Genomic DNA, 19397 nt, shown 5'->3' on the forward strand with positions numbered 1-19397 from the left:
CGCCTGCCGTCACACCTGCTGGGAACGCTTCGCGGGCGCCGCCGGGAACACTCTTCGGCAATCGATTGCCCGATGGCGCGCAACGGTAGGAGCGCCGGGAGACTGGCGTCAAGGGTTCGTCCCGCGATACCTTGCGGAAACATTGAACGGTCACGATGGGCAATCGATTGCCCTGAGGGGGTTCCATGCCGACGATTCACGATGTGGCGCGCGAGGCCGGCGTCTCCGCCTCCACCGTGTCGCGCGCGCTCTCCGGCTCCCGGCCGGTCAACCCCGAGCTGGCCGAACGCGTCGCGCGCGCCGCCCGGTCGCTGGGCTACCGGCACAACGCGGTGGCCAGGGCGCTGCGCACCAACCGCTCCCACACCATCGGCATGGTGGTCCCGCAGATCTCCAACCCGTTCTTCCCCATGCTGGTCGAGGCGCTGGAGCGGCGCCTCCAACAGGAGGGCGTGGAGCTGCTGTTGTGCGACTCCGCGCAGGATGTCGCCGTGGAGGAACGGCGGTTGCGCGCCCTGGTGGAACGTCAGGTCGACGGCATCGTCATCAGCCCGCTCGACACCGAGGCCAGCGCCCCCGCCGTGCGGGCCATCGCGGAACGGGTGCCGCTGATCCAGGTCGACCGGCGGGTGGGCGGCGCGGTCAGCGACTGGGTCGGCGCCGACGACACCGCCGGCATCGGGGAGTTGGTCGACCTGCTGGTCGCCGGCGGCCGCCGGCGGCTGCGCTTCGTCAGCTCGGCCGTCACCAACTCCTCGGCCCTGGACCGGGCCACGGCCTTCGACGCGGCGCTCGCCCGCCATGGCCTCGCCCCCGCAGGGGACCCGCTGCTCGGCACCTTCGACGTCAACTGGGGCCGCCGGGCAGCCGAGTTGATCGCCGCGTCGGGCACGCCGGTGGACGGCGTGGTGTGCGGCAACGACGTGATCGCGCTGGGCATGCTGCGCGGCCTGCGGGAGGCGGGACTGACCGTGCCGGACCAGGTCGCCGTCACCGGCTTCGACGACATCGCGTTCGCCGAGATCTCCGATCCGCCGCTGACCACGGTGCGCCAGCCCTGGGAGGCGATGGCCGAGGAATGCGTCCGGCTGCTGCTGCGCGGCGGCAACGGCACGGAACGGGACGGCGGGCCACGCGGCGTCTCGATCGCCCCCGAACTGCGGATCCGGGAGAGCACCCCGCCGGTGCTGCCCGGCCAGCGGTCCCAACCCCCCTTCCCTGGACGGGATAGGGAGGAACAGAGTTCTCCGGTACGGGATAAGGAGCAACGATGAGCGGCGGACTACCCGATGTGGTCGCCCTGACCCGCCAGTTGCTCGCCCTCGACACGGTGGACCGCGCCGAGTCGACCGCCGTCGCGGTGCTCGCCCCCCTGCTCGACGCGGCCGGCTTCAGCACCCGCACAGTCGAACTCGCCCCGGGGCGTGCCCAGTTGATCGCCGAGTGGCAGCCGGCCGCGCCCACGGCGCCACCGCTGTGTTTCTCCGGCCATCTGGACACCGTCCCGCTCGGCGGCGCCGCCTGGACGCACGATCCGTTCGCCGGCGAGACGGACGGCGACCGGCTCCACGGCCGGGGCAGCAGCGATATGAAGGGCGGCGTCGCCGCCCTGGTCCTGGCCGCCGCCCGCCTTGCCGGCGGCCCTCGCCCCAAGCGGGCCGGGCTGCGGCTGGTGCTGACCGCCGGCGAGGAGACCGGCTGCCGAGGCGCGGCCACCCTGGCCGACACCCTGCGCGGCGCGCCCAGCGGCCCGCTGCTGATCGCCGAACCGACCGCCAACCGGCCGGTGCACGGCCACAAGGGCGCGCTCTGGCTGGAGGCCGACGCCACCGGCGTCACGGCCCACGGCTCACGCCCCGACCTGGGCGACAACGCGGTCCTGCGACTGGCCCGCGCGGTGCTCGCCCTCACGGACGAGGGCGATCCCGACCCCACTCCCCCGCACCCCGTGATGGGCGCCCCCACCCTCAACGTGGGCACGTTCGCCGGCGGCCTCAACACCAACTCGGTCCCCGACCGCGCCACGGCGACGCTCGACCTGCGCACCGTCGCCGGCCAACGACACCCGTCCGTACGCGACGCCGTGTCCCGCCGCCTCGGCACGGACATCGCCGTCCGCACCCTGCTCGACCTGCCGGCGGTATGGACCGACCCGGACGACCCCTGGGTACGCTCCGTCACCACCACGACCACCACCATCACCGGCACCCCACCCCCACCCCCCGGCGCGGCCACGTTCTTCACCGACGCCTGCCTCCTCACCCCCGCCCTCGGCGACGTCCCCACCCTGATCCTGGGCCCCGGCGAACCCGACCAGGCCCACGCGACGAACGAATGGTGCTCGATCCGCCGCCTCCACGAATCTGTCGAGATCTACCACGAGGTGGCCACGGCCTGGTGCGATGCCGGAGGCCCGGCTGCCCTGGGCGACGGCGGGGCCGGTGGGGGCGGGGGCGGGTGAGCGAGCGGAGGGGCCGGACGGGGTACGGCGGAGTGACGGGGCCTGCGGCCCGGGGTGCCGGAGGCCCGGCTGGCCAGGGTGCGTGATGGGGCCGGACGGCCAGACGGGGTGACGGAGTGACGAGGCATGCGGCGCGAGTAGTGCCGGGGCCCGGCTGTTCTGGGCAGGTGACGGGGCTGGGCTGAACGCGGCCGGGGATGTCAGGACGGTGGCGATGCTGCGGTGTTGGGCCGGGACACAACAATTGAAGGTGCGGCGGACCCGGTGACGGGACTGAGCGGCCGGACGAGGCCCGGCTGGCCGTCGACGTGAGTGACGGGAGCTCGGCAGGGCTGGCGCGGCGCCGGAGGCGTGGTAGGCCGGCACTCCGGACAGGGTGACGGGGCGTTGGGCCTGCGGCCCGCCCGGGGCCCGGCAGGCCACGACGCATTAACGCGGCCGGAAGGCCGGAGAAGTGACGGGGTAACTGAGTGATGGGGTCTGCGGCTGGCCGGGGGCCGGGCCAGAACGGTGAGTGTTGAAGCGAGGCGGGTGGCCGGGCAGGCGGTGGCGACGGATCGGGGTTACCGTCCGGCGGGATCCGGTCGGCCGCCGGCGCAGCCGGAAGGGCGGCCGCGGGCCGGCGGCAGGCTCGGCGCAGCCGAGGAGAACGGGCGGGTGGGTGGGGGAAAAGGCCCCGGCCGGAGGCCAGCGGCAGGCAATGGCGCAGCCAAAGGGGCGGGTGGGCGGGGGAAAAACCCGGCCGGAGGACGGCCGGGGCACAACCCCAGCGGGCAGCGTCCCGTTACAACGGGTCCGCCCCGAGGTCGTCGATGACCGGTGGTGGGGGCGCCTGGTGCTTGGGGGACTCCGCCGCTTCCGAGTGCGCACCGCACCCGTACGCCAGGGAGACCACGCGGCCGTCCGCCGGCGAGTACTCGTTGCCGCAGACGCCGAACGCCTGGCGGAGGCTGCCGGCCAGCGGCAGCAGGAAGCCGCAGCTGACGCAGGACGCGGGGGCCGCCTGGGCCATCGGGGTGGTGGCGCCGAACTGGTCGTCCCAGCGGTCGGCGGCCTCGCGCAGGCCCAGCAGGGAGAGCACCCGGTTGCGGCCGAGGCCCAGTTCGCCGGCGACATCGCGGACGGTGCCGCGTTCCGGTTGGTCGTCCTCGGCCAGTGGGGAGTTGGGGGGCGGCTGCTCCTCGGCGAGGAAGCCCGGTTCGAGGCGCGGGTCGTCGTCCTCGGTGGGCAGCAGGTCGCCGGGGCCGAGGTCGCCCGGGCGGAGCCGTTCGCTCCATGGCACCCAGTCGGGTGCCAGCAGCGCCTCGGGCCCGGGGGTGAGGGCGACCTCGTCGACCGTCACATAGCGGGCGCGGGCCGCCCTGGCGACGGTGACGCCCCAGCGCCAGCCGGGGTAGCCGGGCTCCTCGCTGGCGAAGAAGTGGGTGACCAGGCGCTCGCCGTCGGCGATCATTCCCAGATGGCCGCCAAGCTGGTGCGGGTGGGCCGCCTGCGCCGCCGCGTCGCGCGCTAGCTCCACCGCTTCGGCGCACAGCCGGTCGGGGGTCCGGCTTCGCATCCCAGGACTCACAAGAACTCTCCTACGGCGTTGTTCGGTGCGGGCGCCTTGGGTGGCGAACGGGGCGGACGGAGCGGACGCTGGACCGCTACGACGTCGCGCTGATCGAGGCTAGGCGCACCGTCGGGCCACGCTATCGCACGGGGCCGGGACGTCGCGCGTGGGTTCGGTGGCGCCGCCCTGGCGGGGCGGGTGCGGGCGGCGGCGGGGACGGGTCCGGCTCGGGGACGGCCCGGGGGAAGCTCCCGAGAAAGACCGTAAAGCCCGTGCGGATCAGGGGAGTCCGCGTGCCCGGGGGCCTTACTCTTGCCGTTGTGGCTGCTGGCGGTCGGTTGGGAACGGAGACCGGGGCCCGCGCCGGGGTGATCGTCCGCGCCGGCCGGGCGGTGGGGCGTGGGCTGCTGGCGGTGCCACTGGGGGTGACCCGGCGGGTGCGTCGGGTGACGCACGCGCATGGCGCGGGTGAGTCGGGGATGGCGAAGCTGATCGAGTTGCACGCGGTGCACTCGGCCGGCGACATGCTGATCACCTTCGCTCTGGCGTCGACCATTTTCTTCTCGGTGCCGACGGACGAGGCGCGGGGCCGGGTGGCGCTCTATCTGGCGATCACGATGGCGCCGTTCGTGCTGTTGGCGCCGGTGATCGGGCCGTTGCTGGATCGGGTGCCGCACGGGCGGCGGGCGGCGATGGCCGGCGCGTTGTTGGCGCGCGGCATGTTGGCGTTGGTGATCGCGAGCGCGGTGGTCACGGGTGGGCTTGAGCTGTATCCGGCGGCGCTGGGCGTGATGGTCTGTTCGAAGGCGTACAACATCGTGCGGGCGGCGGTGGTGCCCCGGTTGTTGCCGCCGCGGATCTCGCTGGTGAAGGCGAACGCGCGGATCACGTTGACCGGGTTGATCTCGGCCGGGGCGATGGCGCCGGTCGGGTTCGCGTTGAACGCGATCGGGGAACGGTGGCCGCTCTACGCGGCCTGTGCCATCACGGTGGCGGGCGCGTTGATGTCGTTCCGGTTGCCGGGCCAGGTGGATCTGGCGAAGGGTGAGCGGACGGCGCATCTGGCGGAGTTGGCGGCGATGAGGAGCGGGGACGGCGAGGGGCGGGTGGAGCGGCGGGGGCTTCTGCCGCGCACCGGGGACTCGCCGGTGTTGCGGGCGCTGACGGCGAACGCCTCGCTGCGGGCGCTCTCCGGTTTTCTGCTGTTCTTCATGGCGTTCCTGTTGCGTGGCGAGCCGCTGCCCGGGCTGACCGCCGCGCTCTCCCTCGGCCTGGTGGGGGTGGCGGCCGGGGTGGGGAACGGGATGGGGAACGTGTTGGGCAACTGGCTGCGGGATCGTTCTCCGGAGCTGATCCTGCTGGCGGTGCTGACGGTGGCGGTGGGTACGACGGTGGCGGCGGCGATCAGCTATCTGGCGGTGACGGTGATCGCGGTGTGTGCGGCGGCCGGGATCTGTCAGGCGTTGGGCAAGCTGGCGTTGGACGCGTTGATCCAGCGGGATGTGCCGGATGTGGTGCGGACGTCGGCGTTCGCCCGTTCGGAGACCACCTTGCAGATGGCGTGGGTGCTGGGTGGCGCGATCGGGATCTCGTTGCCGTTGATCGGACCGCTGGGCATGGCGGTCTGTGCCGGTTTGGTGCTTCCGGGTACCTGTTTCAGCCTGCGGGGGCTGCTTGCGGCGGCCCGTCGCGGCTCGCCGCACCCGCGCGTCAAGTGACCGGTATGGGCCGGTAACCTGCCCACATGACTGTGATCGCCAGGAACCGGGGCCGCCGGGCCTTTCGTACCATGCTCGCGCTCGGCACCGTTTCGCTGGGCGTTCTTGTGCTGTCGGGGTGTGAGAAGCCCTCGCCGAACGCGCACTTCACCCTGAACAGCAGCAGCAAGACGCGGGAGACCGCGTCGGACTGCCATGGGCATGGCGATGCGCTGGGCGTGTCGCGGGTGTTGGAGTGCCTGGGCGGCGACGAGGAGGCGGTGTCGTTCTCCACCTCGCCGGGCGACACGTTCCGGATCGGCGTCGACCCCTCGGTGGCCGAGACCGGCTGGGTGGTCCTCGTCAACGAGCAGCTGTATCGGATCGAGCCGTACACCACCACCTACCAGACGTTCCCCAGCGCCGACCTCTACCGGATGGTGCGGGGCGAGCCGCAGCCGGGACAGCCGCCGGTCGATACGGAGCTGCGGGTGTCCGTCGCCCAGGTGCGCGAGGAGTACGACGTGGACGCCGTCTGGGATTCGCGGAGCGCGGAGGAGTACCAGGAGAACCTGCTCAGCCAGGTCGAGGGCGTCTGGAACGCGACGCTCAGGCCGGGCGACTGAGCCGGCCGGGGGGCAGCGGCAGCATGGGGGAGAAACGAACGCTGGTGGTCACGGCGGTGCCGGCCGAGCGGGACGCGGTGACGTTGGCAGCGGGCGTGGCGCCCGAGCCGTTCACGCTGCCCGGCGGTCTCTCGCTGCAGCGCGGCCCGGGCCTTGACGCGGTGTCGGTCGGGGTCGGCCCGGCGGCCGCGGCGGCCGGCACGGCGACGGTGTTGGCGCTGGCGCAGGGCCGCTACGACCTGGTGGTCTCGGCCGGCATCGGCGGCGGGTTCGCGCAGGTCGCCGAGGTGGGTGCGACGGTGGTCTCGTCCGCGCTGGTGGCGGCCGATCTGGGCGCGAACGGCCCCGACGGGTTTCTGGACGTGGGCGAGCTGGGCTTCGGCGCGGCGACGTTCCGGCCGCCGGCCGGGTTGGCGCGGGCGGCGGCGGACGCGGTCGGCGGCCCGTTGGGCCCGGTGTTGACCGTGTCGACGGCGACCGGGACGGCGGCCCGCGCCGCCGAGTTGGCGGCCCGTCATCCGGGGGCCGCGGCCGAGGGCATGGAGGGCCACGGGGTCGCCACGGCGGCGGTGGCGCACCAGCTCGCGGTGTTGGAGATCCGCACCGTGTCCAATCCGGTGGGCCCCAGGGAGCGCGCCGCCTGGCGCATCCCGGACGCGCTGCGCGCCCTGACCGATTCCTTCGCCGCCCTGGGCCCGGCGTTCGACCTCTGGAGGGAACAGACCCATGGCTGACCGTCCGCTCTCCCTGACGTTCTCGCCCTGCCCCAACGACACGTTCGTCTTCCACGCCTGGGCGCACGGCCTGCTGCCCGGGGCGCCCGAGGTGGTGGTGGACTTCGCCGACATCGACATCACCAACGACCGGGCGCAGCGCGGCGAGGGCGATGTGTTGAAGGTGTCGTACGCGGTGCTGCCGTGGGTGCTGGAGGAGTACGCGCTGCTGCCGTGCGGTGGCGCGCTGGGCCGGGGCTGTGGCCCGCTGGTGTTGACCGGGGACGGTGGCGGCTCGCCGGCGGATCTGGCGGGCCGCACGGTGGCGGTGCCGAGCGAGCGGTCGACGGCCTATCTGCTGTTCCGGCTGTGGGCGGCGGCCGAGGTGCCGGGCGGGGTGGGCGAGGTGCTGGTGCTGCCGTTCGACGAGATCATGCCGGCGGTGCGGGACGGCCGGGTGGACGCCGGTCTGGTGATCCACGAGGCGCGGTTCACCTACCGGAACTACGGGTTGACGAGACTGGCGGATCTGGGCGAGTTCTGGGAGTCGACCACGGGGCATCCGATCCCGCTGGGCGCCATTGTCGCCAGGCGGTCGCTGGGCGAGGAGCGGCTGGCGGCGATCACGGCGGCGATCAGGGCGTCGGTGCGGGCGGCCTGGGCGGACCCGGAGGCCAGTGCGGCGTATGTGCGGGAGCACGCGCAGGAGATGGACCCCGAGGTGGCGAAGGCCCATATCGGGCTCTATGTCAACGAGTTCACGGCCGATCTCGGGGAGAGCGGCCTGGCGGCCGTCGCCGAACTGCTGGGCCGGGCGGCCGATGCGGGTCTGGTGCCCCGCGTCGACCGCCTGGGCTGACGGGAACGGTGGGGTCAGACGTCCAGTTGGTCGGCGACGGCGCGGAGCATGCCGGCGATCTTCCGGCCGCTGGTGCGGTCCGGATAGCGGCCGCGCTCCAACTGCTGGGAGACGCCGTCGAGCAGTGTCGTCAGATCCTGCACGATGGAGGCCAACTCGTCCGGCTTGCGGCGCTGCGCCGCGGCCACCGAGGGCACCGGGTCGAGCAGCACCACCGACAGCGCCTGGTCGCCGCGCTGCCCCGCCACCACCCCGAACTCGACGCGCTGTCCTGGCTTGAGCACATCGAGGCCGCTGGGCAAGGCCGAAGAGTGCACAAAGACATCGCCGCCGTCATCACGGGAAAGGAAGCCGAAGCCCTTCTCGCTGTTGAACCACTTGACTTTGCCGGTAGGCACGTGTCCTCGTCCTCGCACTCGCATAGCAGTGAGGCGGGCCACATCAGCCCGCCAGGTCCAGGCTAATCGCCCGGGGCCCGGTGACAAGATGCTCCCGGGCCGTTTCGGAGGATGACTGCCCCCGGCGCGTCGCAAATATGCTCGCACCTGCGATCCTGTGGGGGTGAGTACGAACTACCCGGGAGACGGCCTGGTGCGCGTGGGCGGCGTGGTGTTCGCCGTCGGCGCCGTGGCCACCCTGATCACCGTCGTTCCGTTGCTTGTCGGGGCCGATCCGCTGCCGACGGCGGCGTATCTGGTGTCGATGCTGATGGGGGCCGGCTTTCTGCTGGCCGGCTGTGGGCTGCTGCGGTCCATGGCGGCGCAGCGCCGGTCGGACCGTGCCGCGCAGTCGGCTCAGTCGTCGGCGCCCGCCGGGTCCTTCGCGAGATAGCCGGCGAGCCAGCCGGGGAACGCCGTCAGATCGTCGAGGACCACATCGGCGCCGGCGGCCTTGAGTTCGTCGGCCGGGCAGGGGCCGGTCGCGACCGCGACGGAGAGCGCGCCGGCGGCGCGCGCCCCGCGCACGTCCCCGATGTGATCGCCCACATAGACGCCGGCCTGGTGCGCCTTCAGAGCCTCCGCCTTGCGTTCGGCCCAGAGCCAGCCGACCAACGCGTCGGGTGCCAGGCCCAGATGGTCCAGATGCAGTTTGGCGTTGCCGGTGTGTTTGGCGGTGACCACGACGCTGCGCCCGCCGTGCCGACGCACCGCGTCGACGGCCTCGGCCGCCCCGGGCAGCAGCAGCGTGGGCTCGATCGCCAACTCCACATACAGTTCGCGGTAGCGAACCCCCATGGCGTCGATCTGCTCGGCCGGGAACCAGCAGGCCAACTCCTCGTCCAGCGGCGGCCCGAGCCGGCTGACGGCGAGATCGGCGTCGATGAACACCCCCGTCTCCTCGGCGAGCGCGCGATAGGTGCGGTGGATGCCGGGGCGGGAGTCGATCAGGGTCATGTCGAGGTCGAAACCCACGGTCAAAGGGCGCTTCGGCGAAGAGAGAGACATACGGCTATTGTGCCCCTGGCAGATGCCTATACTTAGGCTCGCCTTACCTAACCCCAGGGACACCATGCCAGCCATATCCGATCGCCGACCGCTCGCCGCGTCTCGGACGACGACCGCGCGCCGGCTGGCCTGGCTCGCCGGCGGTCTCGTCGCGCTGGTGGTGGCGATGCTGCTGAGCGTGGCGCTCGGCAGCCGTGCCATGAGCCTCGACCAGGTCTGGCAGGCGTTGTTCCACGGTCCCGACCAGCTGACCGGCGCGGACGCCAGCGCCGCGAAGGTGGTGCGCGAACTGCGGGTGCCGCGCACCATGATCGCGCTGATGGTGGGCGCCGCGCTCGGCATCGCCGGCGCGGTGATGCAGGGGCTCACCCGCAACCCGATCGCCGAACCGGGCATCCTCGGGGTGAGCCAGGGCGCCTCCGTCGCCGTGGTCCTGGCGATCACCTTCGCCGGTGCGAACACTCTGGACGACTACGTCTGGTACGCCTTCGTCGGCGCGGGACTGGCCGCCGTGCTGGTCTACGGGATCGCCAACCAGGGCCGGGGCGGGGCGACTCCGGTGCGGCTGGCGCTGGCCGGGGCCGCCATCAACGCGCTGTTGGCCTCGGTGATCGCGGGGGTGCTCACCACCCATGGCGCCACCCTGGACCAGTTCAGGTTCTGGCAGGTCGGGTCGTTGACCGACCGGGACGCGGACATCGTCCTGCGCATAGCGCCGTTCCTGCTGACCGGCCTGGTCTTTGTCGCCGCGGCGGCGCGCGGCCTCGACGCGCTGGCGCTGGGCGACGACGTGGCCAGGGGCCTGGGCCAGAACGTGGGGGCGGTGCGGATCGTCGGCGGCATCGGCGCCGTGGTGCTCACCGGCGTCGGGGTGGCGGCGGCCGGTCCGATCGCCTTTGTCGGCCTGGCCGTTCCGCATATCGGCCGCGCCCTGGTGGGCGGCGGGCACCGCTGGCTGCTGCCGATGTCCGCGCTGCTGGGCGCCGTTGTGCTGCTGGTGTCCGATGTGGTGGGCCGGCTGATCTTCCCGCCGTCCGAGGTGCCGGCCGGGGTGACGACGGCGCTGATCGGGGTGCCGTTCCTGATCTATCTGGTGCGCCGCTCGGGAGTCAGGGGATGAGCGCGCTGCGCCTCGGGGGGCGACCATGACCATGACCACCACGCGCTTCGGCCGGCCGACCGAGCGGCGCGTCCGGCCCACCGGCTATCTGGTGCTGCGCGCCGGACGCGGCTCGCTGCTGCTGCACCGACGGACGTTCGCCGTGGTGACGGTGCTGGTGCCGGCGCTGCTCGCCGCCGCGCTGGCCAGCCTCTGTCTGGGCGAGTCCAGCGTGCCGCCGGCGGACGCGGTCCGTTCGGTGCTGGGCCTCACCGACGAGTACGACTTCCTGATCGGCGTGCTGCGGCTGCCCCGGCTCACCGTCGCCCTGCTGGTGGGGGCCGCGCTCGCGGTGGCCGGCGCGCTGATCCAGACCGTCGCCCGCAACCCGCTGGCCAGCCCCGACATCATCGGCGTCAGCCATGGCGCGGCGGCGTTCGCGGTCGCCGCGATGACCTTCGGCTGGGCCTCGGCCTCCGAACTGCCCTACTGGGCCGTCGGCGGCGGGCTGTTGGCGGCCGGTCTGGTCTATCTCTTCGCCTGGCGCCGGGGGCTGCACGCCGCGCGCTTCGTGCTGGTGGGCATCGGCTTCGCCATCGCGCTGCGCTCCGTCACCCAGCTCTTCCTCACCAAGGGCGACCACACCGTCGCCCAGCAGGCCACCGTCTGGATGACGGGCTCCTTCAACGGCCGCGGCTATGCCGAGGCCCAACCGCTCGCCTGGGCACTGCTGTTGCTGCTGCCCGCCGTCTGCTGGGCCGCCCGCGCCCAGCGGACGGTGACCCTCGACGACGACACCGCGACCGCGCTCGGCGTCCGCCTCAACGCCACCCGCCTCGGGCTGGCCTCCGTCGGCGTGCTGCTGGCCGCGCTGGCCACCGGCACCGCGGGCCCGGTCGACTTCGTCGCCCTGCTCGCACCGCAGATCGCCCGCCGGCTCACCCGCACCGCACAGATACCGCTGTTGGCCACGGCGCTGGTCGGCGCGCTGCTGACCGTGCTGGCCGACGTGCTGGCCCGCACGCTCTTCAGCCCGACCGAACTTCCGGCCGGGGTGGTGACGGCGGCCATCGGCGCGCCCTATCTGCTGTGGCTGATCATCAACAACCGCACCGGAGGACGGGCATGACCCCCCTTTCCACCTCGTCCCCATCGGCCCCCACCCCCACGCCAGGGCGGCTGGCCGCCAGGGGGCTCACCCTCGGCTATGACACGGCGCGGCCGGTCGTCGACGAACTGGACCTGGACATCCCCGACGGCCAGGTCACCGTGATCGTCGGCCCCAACGCCTGCGGCAAGTCCACCACGCTGCGCGCCCTGGGCCGGCTCCTCAAACCCCGTGCCGGGACGGTGCTGTTGGACGGCGAGGAGCTGTCCAAGCTGCCCACCCGGGAGATCGCGCAGGCGCTCGGGCTGCTCCCGCAGAGCCCCGTCGCCCCCGAGGCGATCACCGTCGCCGATCTGGTCTCCCGGGGCCGGCAGCCGCACCAGCGCTGGTGGCAGCAGTGGTCGGAGGCGGACGAGACCGCCGTGGCCGAGGCCATGGCGCGCACCGACGTCACGGAGCTGGCCGACCGCGCGGTCGACGAACTCTCCGGCGGGCAGCGGCAACGCGTCTGGATCGCGATGGCGCTGGCCCAGCGCACCGACCTGATGCTGCTCGACGAACCCACCACCTATCTGGACATCGCGCACCAGGTGGAAGTCCTCAACCTGATCCGCCAACTGGCCACCGAAACCCCCGACAGCCCGGCCAGGACGGTCGTCACCGTGCTCCACGACCTCAACCAGGCCGCCCGTTACGCCGACCATCTGGTCGCGATGAAGGACGGCCGGATCGAGGCCAGCGGCCACCCCGACGACATCGTCACCGCCGACCTGGTGTGGGACGTCTTCGGCCTGGCGGCCGTCGTCATCCCCGACCCGGTCACCGGCTCGCCCCTGGTGGTCCCGGAGGCCCCCACCACCGACAGCCCGTAACCCGCCAGAAAGGCACACCCGTTATGAACCGCCGCATCACCGCCACCGCGCTGGCCCTGGCCTGCGCCGTCGCTCTCGCCGCGTGCGGAAGCGACTCCGACGACTCGGACTCGTCCGACTCGGGCAACGGCTCCGGCGACGGGGCCACCAGAACCGTCGAGACGGCGATGGGCCCGGTCGAGGTGCCGGAGAACCCGCAGCGCGTCGTGGTGCTCGACACCGCCGAGCTGGACACCGTGATCACCCTCGGGGTGGTCCCGGTCGGCGCCGTCCAGGCCGACGCCACCCAGGAGTTCCTCGACTACCTGCCGGCGGACCAGCTGGCCGATATCGAGGTGGTCGGCAACATCGCCGCGCCCAACCTGGAGACCATCGACCGGCTGGACCCCGATCTGATCATCGGCAGCAAGGTCCGCGACGAGGAACGCTACGACGAACTCTCCGCCATCGCGCCCACGGTCTTCTCGGAGACGGTCGGCGCGCCCTGGAAGGAGAACTTCCTGATGCACGCCGAGGCGCTGGGCAAGTCGGACGAGGCCGAGGAGGTCGTCGCCGCCTACGAGGCGCACGCGGCGGAGGTCACGGAGGCGCTGGGCGGCGCCGAGGCGGCGGCCGACATCGAGGTCACCATGCTGCGGTTCATCGAGGGCGGCAACACCCGGCTCTACGGCCGCGACAACTACATCGGCAGCATCCTCACCGACATCGGCGTCGGCCGCCCGGCCATCACCGACGAGGCCACCGACGGCTTCGCCGTGGAGATCAGCCCCGAACAGATCGACCAGGCCGACGCCGACGTCATCTACTACGCCTCCTACGGCGACCCCGAAGCCTCCGGCGAACAGGGCGCGGTCGGCGGCCCCCTCTGGGAGGACCTGACCGCCGTCCAGGAAGACCGCGCCTTCCCCGTCAACGACCAACTCTGGTACCTCGGCATCGGCTACACCGCCGCCCACCAGATCCTGGACGAGATCACCGAGACCCTCACATAGCCGGCATCCCGGCTGCGTCCCGCGACGCCGGGCCCCCAGGGGGCCCGGCTGGGGCGCCCTGGTTCGGGAGCGGCCGCGAGAGCTTGTCGATGGCGCGATGGCCGTCGGGTACCCCCTCGACCAGTGCGACCATCGAGGTCGAGTGCTCGGTGCGGAGCGGCAGGATCGCCTGGTAGGCCGGCGACCCGTACCACTCCTGAGCCCTGGCCAGATCAGGGAATTCCAGGATCACGATGTCGCCGTCCCAGGTTCCCTCATGCCCGATGAGCTGCCCGCCGTGCACGAGGTAGCGGCCGCCGTACGGCGCCATCGTGGCCTCGATCCGCCTGATGTACTCCGCGATCTCCGGGCCGACCTCGGCATCCTTCAGGTAGCCGATCGCATATGCGCGCGGCGCCCTCATGCCGGCACCTTGTCCAGGAAACCGTGCACGTCCTGGATCCGGCCCGACTCGTCCAGCACCAGGACGTCGAATCCGATCACCAGCGGCTCGGCTTGCTCCGGGCCCAGGCCCCAGCGGAAACGCACCTGGCGATGGTGGGCGTCGACCTCACCGACCTGGGTGAACACGAACCCGGGGAACTGCGCCTGGACCGCCTCGACGACCGCCGTGATCCCCTCGTGGCCGGAGACCTCGGCCATCGGATCGGTGTAGTTCGCCGTGGGCGACCAATGCTCGGAGAGCAAGGCGGCCCGCTCGTCGCCGGTCGCGTTCCAGGTGGCCAGGTACTGCTGAACGACAGCGTTCATGATCAATTCTCTCCCGTTCGTTTCGATCGGCTGATGTCCGACATCCTGGCCCGGTCCCGGTGGGCAGGGCCATGACCTCCCAGGTCATGGGCACCGGACATGGCCCCTTAGGCTCATGGGCATGAGCGTTGTAGCCGAAGCCCCGCCGGTCGGTGCGCTGTTGCGGACCTGGCGTGAACGACGCCGCTTCAGCCAGCAGGAGTTGTCCAACCGATCACGGGTCTCCACCCGGCACCTCAGCCGGGTGGAGACCGGCAAGGCGCACCCGACGCCGGAGATGCTCATGCGTCTCTCCGACAACCTGGATGTGCCGCTGCGGGAACGCAACCGGCTCCTGTTGGCCGCCGGCTACGCGCCGCGCTATCAGGATCACCGATGGGACGACGCGTCGATCGCGGTGGTGATGGACGGTCTGCGCCGGCTCCTCGACGCCCACCTGCCGTACCCCGCACTGCTGTTGGACGATCACTGGGACATCGTCGACGCCAACGCTGCCGTTGATCAGCTGCTGACCGGTTGCGCGCCGGAGTTGCTGGAGCCGCCGATCAACGTGGTCCGGGTCTGCCTCCATCCGGACGGGCTGGCCCGCCGGATCGGCAATCTCGCGGAGTGGGGCGGCCACCTGCTGCAACAGGTGAGTCACCGTGCCGAGCGCACCCATGATCAGCGTCACCACGAGCTTGCCGAGGAGATCGCCGGATACCTCGGCAAACCCGATGCCTCCACCCCCCGCACGGGGCCGGTGATCACCCTGGAGATCGACGTCGACGGCACCCCGCTCCGATTCTTCAGCACCTCCGCCACCCTCAGCACCGCCACCGATGCCGCCTTGGAAGGGCTGCATCTGGAGACGTTCCTGCCGGCCGACGACGAGACCCGACGCCGGTTCAACCAGCGGTAGACCAGGCCGGAAGCGCCCCGCCGCGTCCGCGTCCGCGTCCGCGCGAAAGCGGGCTTGTCTCAGGGGAGAACCCCGCCGGGGCGTCAGCCGAAGCGGCCGGAGACGTAGTCCTCCGTCGCCTTGTTGGTGGGGGAGGAGAAGATCTTGGTGGTCTCGTCCATCTCGACGAGGCCGCCCGGTTCGCCGATGGAGCGGAGGTTGAAGAAGCCGGTGACGTCGCTGACCCGCGCGGCCTGCTGCATGTTGTGGGTCACGATCACGATCGTGTAGTCCTTCTTCAGCTCCAGCATCAGGTCCTCGATGGCCTGGGTGGAGATCGGGTCGAGCGCCGAGCAGGGCTCGTCCATCAGGAGGATGTCGGGGGAGACCGCAATGGCGCGGGCTATGCAGAGCCGCTGCTGCTGGCCGCCGGAGAGTCCCGATCCCGGCCGCTTGAGGCGGTCCTTGACCTCGTCCCAGAGGTTGGCGGAGCGCAGCGACCGTTCCACCAGCGCGTCCATGTCGGCCCGCTTCATCCGCTTGTTGTTGAGCCGCACGCCGGCCACCACGTTGTCGTAGATCGACATCGTCGGGAACGGGTTCGGCCGTTGGAAGACCATGCCGATGTGGCGGCGGACGGCCACCGGGTCGATATGGGGGGCGTAGAGGTCCGTGCCGTCCATCTCGACGGTGCCGACCGCCCGCGCCTTGGGCACCAGTTCGTGCATCCGGTTGAGGGTGCGCAGGAAGGTGGACTTGCCGCAGCCGGAGGGGCCTATCAGGGCGGTGACGGAGCGCGGCTCGATGGTCATGGAGACGCCCTGCACGGCGAGGAACTTGTCGTAGTAGATGTCGAGGCCCTTGACCTCGATGCGCTTGGCCACAGTGCTTCGCTTCCTTCGGAGGTTCGCGGACGGCGCCGGTCAGGCGCGGGTCTTGGGGGCGAACAGGCGGGAGATCAGGCGCGCCAGCAGGTTGAGCGCCATCACGATGAGGATCAGCGTGAACGCCGCCGCCCACGCCCGGTCCAGGAACGGCTCCGGCGGGATGCCAGGGGTCGCGTACTGGTAGTAGGAGAAGACCGAGAGGGTCGCCATGCGGTCGTCGAAGGGGTTGAAGTTGTCGCTGTTGGTGATGCCGACGGTGACCAGCAGCGGCGCGGTCTCGCCGATGACGCGGGCGACGGCCAGGGTGACGCCGGTCGCGATGCCGGCCAGCGCGGTGGGCAGCACCACCTTGACGACGGTGCGCCACTTGGGGACGGCCAGCGCCATCGACGCCTCGCGCAGCTCGTTGGGCACCAGCTTCAGCATCTCCTCGGTGGAGCGCACCACCACCGGGATCATCAGCACGCTGAGCGCGACCGAGCCCATGATGCCCATCCGCACGCCGGCGCCGAAGAACAGCTCGAAGAGGGCGTAGGCGAAGAGACCGGCCACGATGGACGGGATGCCGGTCATCACGTCGACGAAGAACGTGATCCAGCGGGCCAGCGCGCCGCGCCCGTACTCGACGAGGTAGATCGCGGTCAGCATGCCGATCGGCACGGAGATCAGCGCGGCGAGTCCGGTGACGATGAGGGTGCCCATCAGGGCGTGGTGCACTCCGCCGCCCTCGCCGACGACGCCGCGCATCGAGTTGTTGAAGAACTCGGCGTCGAAGCGGGCGAAGCCCTTGGAGAGGACGGTGGTGATCACCGAGATCAGCGGCAGCAGGGCGACCAGGAACGCGCTGGTCACCACGGCGGTGACCAGCCGGTCCCTGGCCTTGCGCGGGCCCTCGACGCTCCGCGACCAGCCGTAGACGGTGGCGGAGTAGCCGATGGCGGCGAGCAGTCCGCTGAACGCCGGGTTCCAGTCGGCGAGCAGATACAGCGCGACGCCCAGCAGCACCCAGCCGGCCAGCACCGCCGGTGCGCCCCGGCGGGGCAGCGAGCCCTGGGCGAGCGCGGGGCGTTCGGGTATGACGGGGGGCGGTCCGGCGTCGGGCGCCGTCTCGGGGGTGGTCTTCGACGTGTTCATCAGTTGGCTCCCGAGAAGTCACGCCGCCGGTTGATCACCGCGCGGGCGGCCATGTTGACCAGCAGGGTGACGGCGAAGAGGACGAGGCCCGAGGCGATCAGCACGTTGATGTCCAGACCCGAGGACTCGGGGAAGGCCAGCGCGATATTGGCCGCGATGGTGGACGGGTTGCCGCTGCTGATCAGATTGAACGTGACGCCGCCCGAGGTGGAGAGGACGATCGCGACGGCCATCGTCTCGCCGAGGGCGCGGCCCAGGCCGAGCATGGAGCCGCCGATGATGCTCGAACGGCCGAACGGCAGCACGGCCATCCGGATCATTTCCCAGCGGGTGGCGCCCAGCGCCAGCGACGCCTCCTCGTGCAGCCGGGGCGTCTGGAGGAACGCCTCCCTGATCACGGCGGTGGTGATCGGCAGGATCATCACGGCCAGCACGATCGAGGCGACCAGCATGGTGCGGCCGGTGGCCGAGGCGGGGCCGGCGAAGAGCGGGATGAAGCCGAGGTTCTCCTCCAGCCACCTGGTGGGTTCCACGGTGAGCGGGGCCAGTTCGGCGATGCCCCAGAGGCCGAAGATGATGCTGGGCACGGCGGCCAGCAGGTCGATCACATAGCCGAGCGCCGAGGCCAGCCGGCGGGGCGCGTAGTGGCTGATGAAGAGCGCGATGGCGACGGCCAGGGGCGCGGCGATCAGCAGCGCGATCAGCGCGGCGAGCAGCGTGCCGAAGAGCAGCGGCCAGATGTAGAGGACGATGCCGTCGCCGCCCGACACCTCGTCCGCGTCGGCCCACAGCACCGGCCACGACTCGACCAGCAGGAACGCCGCGACGCCGGCGAGGATGACCAGGATCAACACCCCGGCGCCGGCGGCCGAGGTGGAGAACAGCCGGTCACCCAGCCGGCTGTCCCGCTGGCTGGAAAGCTCGCCCGCCAGCCCGCCGACCGGCTCGCCGGAGGGCTCGTTCCGGGACGGCGGTGGGGGCTCGTGCTCTGGGGGTGACAGCTCGGTGCTCGAAGACACTCTTCGGTCCCTTTCTCGGGCTGGTAGCCGAAGGAGCGGCGGCCCAGGCCGTGTCCGCAGAGTCGCGTCGTGGGTCTTGGCGGGACTCTCCGGGCACGTCCAGGGGCCGGCCTGGGCCGGGCGGTCGCGGTGTGGGGCGACCGCCCGGAACCTGGGTGTGGACTCAGCCGGCCGTGATGGCGTCGATGGCGGGCTGGAGCTCCTGGCGCAGCGCGTCGGAGATCGGGGCCGAGCCGGCGGCCTCGGCCGCGGCCAGCTGGCCTTCCTCGCTGATCACATAGGAGAGGTAGGCCTGGACCAGCTCGGCCTTGGTCGCGTCCTCGTAGGTGGCGCAGGCCATCGCGTAGGAGACGAGCACGATCGGGTAGGTGCCGGCCTCGGTGGTGTCGCGGGCCAGGTCGTAGGCGAAGTCGTAGTCGCCGCGGCCCTCGACGCGCTCGGAGACCTCGATGACGTTGGCGGCGGCCTCGGGCGAGTAGGCGACGAAGTCGTCACCGACGCCCACGTTAACGCTGCTCAGGTCGCCGGCCTGGCTGGCGTCCACATAGCCGATGGTGCCGTTGCCGCCGCCGACCGCCTGCACCACGCCGGAGCTGCCCTGGGCGGCCTCGCCGCCGGAGACGGGCCACGCGTCGTCGGCCTCGTACGGCCAGGCGTCGGGCACGGTGGCGAGCAGGTACTCGACGAAGTTCTCGGTGGTGCCGGAGTCGTCGGAACGGTTCACCGGGGTGATCGCGGTGTCCGGCAGGTCGGCGTCCGGGTTCTCGGCGGCGATGGCCTCGTCGTTCCAGGAGGTGATCTCCTGGTTGAAGATCGCGGCGATGGTCGCCGGGCCGAGGTTCAGCTCGTCGACGCCCTCCACGTTGAAGATCAGGGCGATCGGGGAGACGTAGACGGGGATCTCGATCAGCTCGCCGCAGCGGTCGATGGCGGCGGCCAGCTCGTCGTCGGCGAGGTAGGCGTCGGTGCCGCCGAAGTCGGTGCCGCCGGCGATGAACTGCTCGCGCCCGCCGCCGGAGCCGACCGGGTCGTAGTTGACGGTGACATCGGGGTTGGCGCCCAGGAACCCGGCCTGCCAGGCCTGCTGTGCCGCGACCTGCGAGCTGGCGCCGGCGCCGGAGATGGTGCCGGACAGTTCGGAGGTGGTCTCGCCACCGCCGTTGCCGCCGTTCTCGCTGTCGCCGTTGCCTCCGTTGCCCCCGTTACCGCTCTCGTTGTCGCTGCTGCACGCCGCGACCAGTGCCAGGGCGGACACCACGGCTATCGCGGCGATGCGAGCGCGCGTCTTGCGCATGACCTGCTC

21 protein-coding genes are annotated in these 19397 nt (G+C 71.9%); 12 read left to right on the top strand and 9 right to left on the bottom strand.

The genetic code is table 11. From position 1 onward, the window contains the following. Positions 1-185 precede the first annotated feature (185 nt). Both AOM46_RS29220 and AOM46_RS29225 read left to right on the top strand, forming a co-directional pair. On the top strand, positions 186-1274 hold the full coding sequence (locus AOM46_RS29220; RefSeq protein WP_078857307.1) for a LacI family DNA-binding transcriptional regulator: 1089 nt from the start codon (positions 186-188) through the stop codon (positions 1272-1274). Then, on the top strand, positions 1271-2461 hold the full coding sequence (locus tag AOM46_RS29225; RefSeq protein ID WP_062217140.1) for a M20 family metallopeptidase: 1191 nt from the start codon (positions 1271-1273) through the stop codon (positions 2459-2461). The genes AOM46_RS29220 and AOM46_RS29225 overlap by 4 nt, the downstream gene beginning before the upstream one ends. A gap of 784 nt (positions 2462-3245) precedes the next feature. Here the strand turns inward: AOM46_RS29225 and AOM46_RS29230 are convergent. Continuing rightward, a complete protein-coding gene (locus tag AOM46_RS29230) occupies positions 3246-4019 on the bottom strand; it encodes a DUF3027 domain-containing protein (RefSeq protein ID WP_062217143.1) in 774 nt (257 codons plus the stop codon). A gap of 314 nt (positions 4020-4333) precedes the next feature. On the opposite strand from AOM46_RS29230, the gene AOM46_RS29235 reads away from it, so the two are divergent. From AOM46_RS29235 to AOM46_RS29250, 4 genes are read left to right on the top strand one after another with little or no spacing between them, the layout of a single operon-like run. Then, positions 4334-5731, top strand: a complete 1398-nt coding sequence (locus AOM46_RS29235) for an MFS transporter (protein ID WP_078857309.1) — start codon at positions 4334-4336, stop codon at positions 5729-5731. 26 nt (positions 5732-5757) lie between these two features. After that, a complete protein-coding gene (locus AOM46_RS29240) occupies positions 5758-6336 on the top strand; it encodes a hypothetical protein (RefSeq protein ID WP_158920757.1) in 579 nt (192 codons plus the stop codon). Between the two features lie 23 nt (positions 6337-6359). Continuing rightward, entirely contained in the window at positions 6360-7070 is a 711-nt protein-coding gene (locus AOM46_RS29245; RefSeq protein ID WP_062217152.1) for a futalosine hydrolase, read from the top strand. Further along, positions 7063-7908, top strand: a complete 846-nt coding sequence (locus AOM46_RS29250) for a 1,4-dihydroxy-6-naphthoate synthase (protein ID WP_062217154.1) — start codon at positions 7063-7065, stop codon at positions 7906-7908. Before AOM46_RS29245 ends, AOM46_RS29250 begins: the two co-directional genes overlap by 8 nt. 14 nt (positions 7909-7922) lie before the next feature. On the opposite strand, the gene AOM46_RS35960 is transcribed toward AOM46_RS29250, so the two are convergent. After that, on the bottom strand, positions 7923-8306 hold the full coding sequence (locus AOM46_RS35960) for a cold-shock protein (protein WP_062217157.1): 384 nt from the start codon (positions 8304-8306) through the stop codon (positions 7923-7925). A 163-nt stretch (positions 8307-8469) separates the two neighbouring features. On the opposite strand from AOM46_RS35960, the gene AOM46_RS29260 reads away from it, so the two are divergent. Continuing rightward, complete coding sequence (locus AOM46_RS29260; protein ID WP_370592776.1) at positions 8470-8739, top strand: hypothetical protein; 270 nt, start codon at positions 8470-8472, stop codon at positions 8737-8739. Here AOM46_RS29260 and AOM46_RS29265 read toward each other — a convergent pair. Beyond that, positions 8703-9353, bottom strand: coding sequence for an HAD family hydrolase (locus tag AOM46_RS29265; protein ID WP_062217161.1), 651 nt, complete (start codon positions 9351-9353; stop codon positions 8703-8705). The genes AOM46_RS29260 and AOM46_RS29265 overlap by 37 nt on opposite strands. 22 nt (positions 9354-9375) lie before the next feature. Here AOM46_RS29265 and AOM46_RS29270 point away from each other — a divergent pair, with 22 nt between their 5' ends. The 4 genes from AOM46_RS29270 to AOM46_RS29285 are packed head-to-tail and all read left to right on the top strand — an operon-like array spanning position 9376 to position 13424. After that, positions 9376-10473: an iron ABC transporter permease gene (locus AOM46_RS29270; protein WP_078857310.1), complete on the top strand. Its 1098-nt coding sequence runs from the start codon at positions 9376-9378 to the stop codon at positions 10471-10473. Positions 10474-10498: 25 nt separating this feature from the next. Next, positions 10499-11581 (top strand): iron chelate uptake ABC transporter family permease subunit, encoded by a 1083-nt coding sequence (locus tag AOM46_RS29275; RefSeq protein WP_062217167.1) that lies wholly within the window; start codon positions 10499-10501, stop codon positions 11579-11581. Then, the gene (locus AOM46_RS29280) at positions 11578-12432 is read left to right on the top strand and encodes an ABC transporter ATP-binding protein (protein ID WP_062217170.1); all 855 of its coding nucleotides are present in this window, start codon (positions 11578-11580) and stop codon (positions 12430-12432) included. Before AOM46_RS29275 ends, AOM46_RS29280 begins: the two co-directional genes overlap by 4 nt. Positions 12433-12455: 23 nt before the next feature. Continuing rightward, positions 12456-13424 carry an ABC transporter substrate-binding protein gene (locus AOM46_RS29285; protein ID WP_062217172.1) on the top strand — a complete coding sequence of 323 codons (969 nt, stop codon included), beginning with the start codon at positions 12456-12458 and terminating at the stop codon, positions 13422-13424. Here the strand turns inward: AOM46_RS29285 and AOM46_RS29290 are convergent. Both AOM46_RS29290 and AOM46_RS29295 read right to left on the bottom strand, forming a co-directional pair. Next, a complete protein-coding gene (locus tag AOM46_RS29290) occupies positions 13417-13827 on the bottom strand; it encodes a DUF1330 domain-containing protein (protein ID WP_062217175.1) in 411 nt (136 codons plus the stop codon). The genes AOM46_RS29285 and AOM46_RS29290 overlap by 8 nt on opposite strands. Further along, on the bottom strand, positions 13824-14174 hold the full coding sequence (locus AOM46_RS29295; protein ID WP_199824083.1) for a nuclear transport factor 2 family protein: 351 nt from the start codon (positions 14172-14174) through the stop codon (positions 13824-13826). The genes AOM46_RS29290 and AOM46_RS29295 overlap by 4 nt, the downstream gene beginning before the upstream one ends. 121 nt (positions 14175-14295) lie before the next feature. On the opposite strand from AOM46_RS29295, the gene AOM46_RS29300 reads away from it, so the two are divergent. Then, entirely contained in the window at positions 14296-15075 is a 780-nt protein-coding gene (locus AOM46_RS29300) for a helix-turn-helix domain-containing protein (RefSeq protein ID WP_062217439.1), read from the top strand. Between the two features lie 83 nt (positions 15076-15158). On the opposite strand, the gene pstB is transcribed toward AOM46_RS29300, so the two are convergent. From pstB to AOM46_RS29320, 4 genes are all read right to left on the bottom strand, one after another. Beyond that, positions 15159-15938, bottom strand: coding sequence for a phosphate ABC transporter ATP-binding protein PstB (gene pstB / locus AOM46_RS29305; protein WP_062217178.1), 780 nt, complete (start codon positions 15936-15938; stop codon positions 15159-15161). A gap of 39 nt (positions 15939-15977) precedes the next feature. Then, positions 15978-17075 carry a phosphate ABC transporter permease PstA gene (gene pstA, locus AOM46_RS29310; protein ID WP_078857311.1) on the bottom strand — a complete coding sequence of 366 codons (1098 nt, stop codon included), beginning with the start codon at positions 17073-17075 and terminating at the stop codon, positions 15978-15980. Beyond that, entirely contained in the window at positions 17075-18094 is a 1020-nt protein-coding gene (pstC, locus tag AOM46_RS29315) for a phosphate ABC transporter permease subunit PstC (protein ID WP_199824084.1), read from the bottom strand. The genes pstA and pstC overlap by 1 nt, the downstream gene beginning before the upstream one ends. 163 nt (positions 18095-18257) lie before the next feature. Continuing rightward, positions 18258-19388, bottom strand: a complete 1131-nt coding sequence (locus AOM46_RS29320) for a phosphate ABC transporter substrate-binding protein PstS (protein ID WP_062217181.1) — start codon at positions 19386-19388, stop codon at positions 18258-18260. Between the last annotated feature and the right edge of the window lie 9 nt (positions 19389-19397).

Origin of the sequence: Streptomyces sp. NBRC 109706, assembly GCF_000974485.1 — a bacterium.
In the GTDB taxonomy this organism is placed as follows: Bacteria; Actinomycetota; Actinomycetes; order Streptomycetales; family Streptomycetaceae; genus Streptomyces.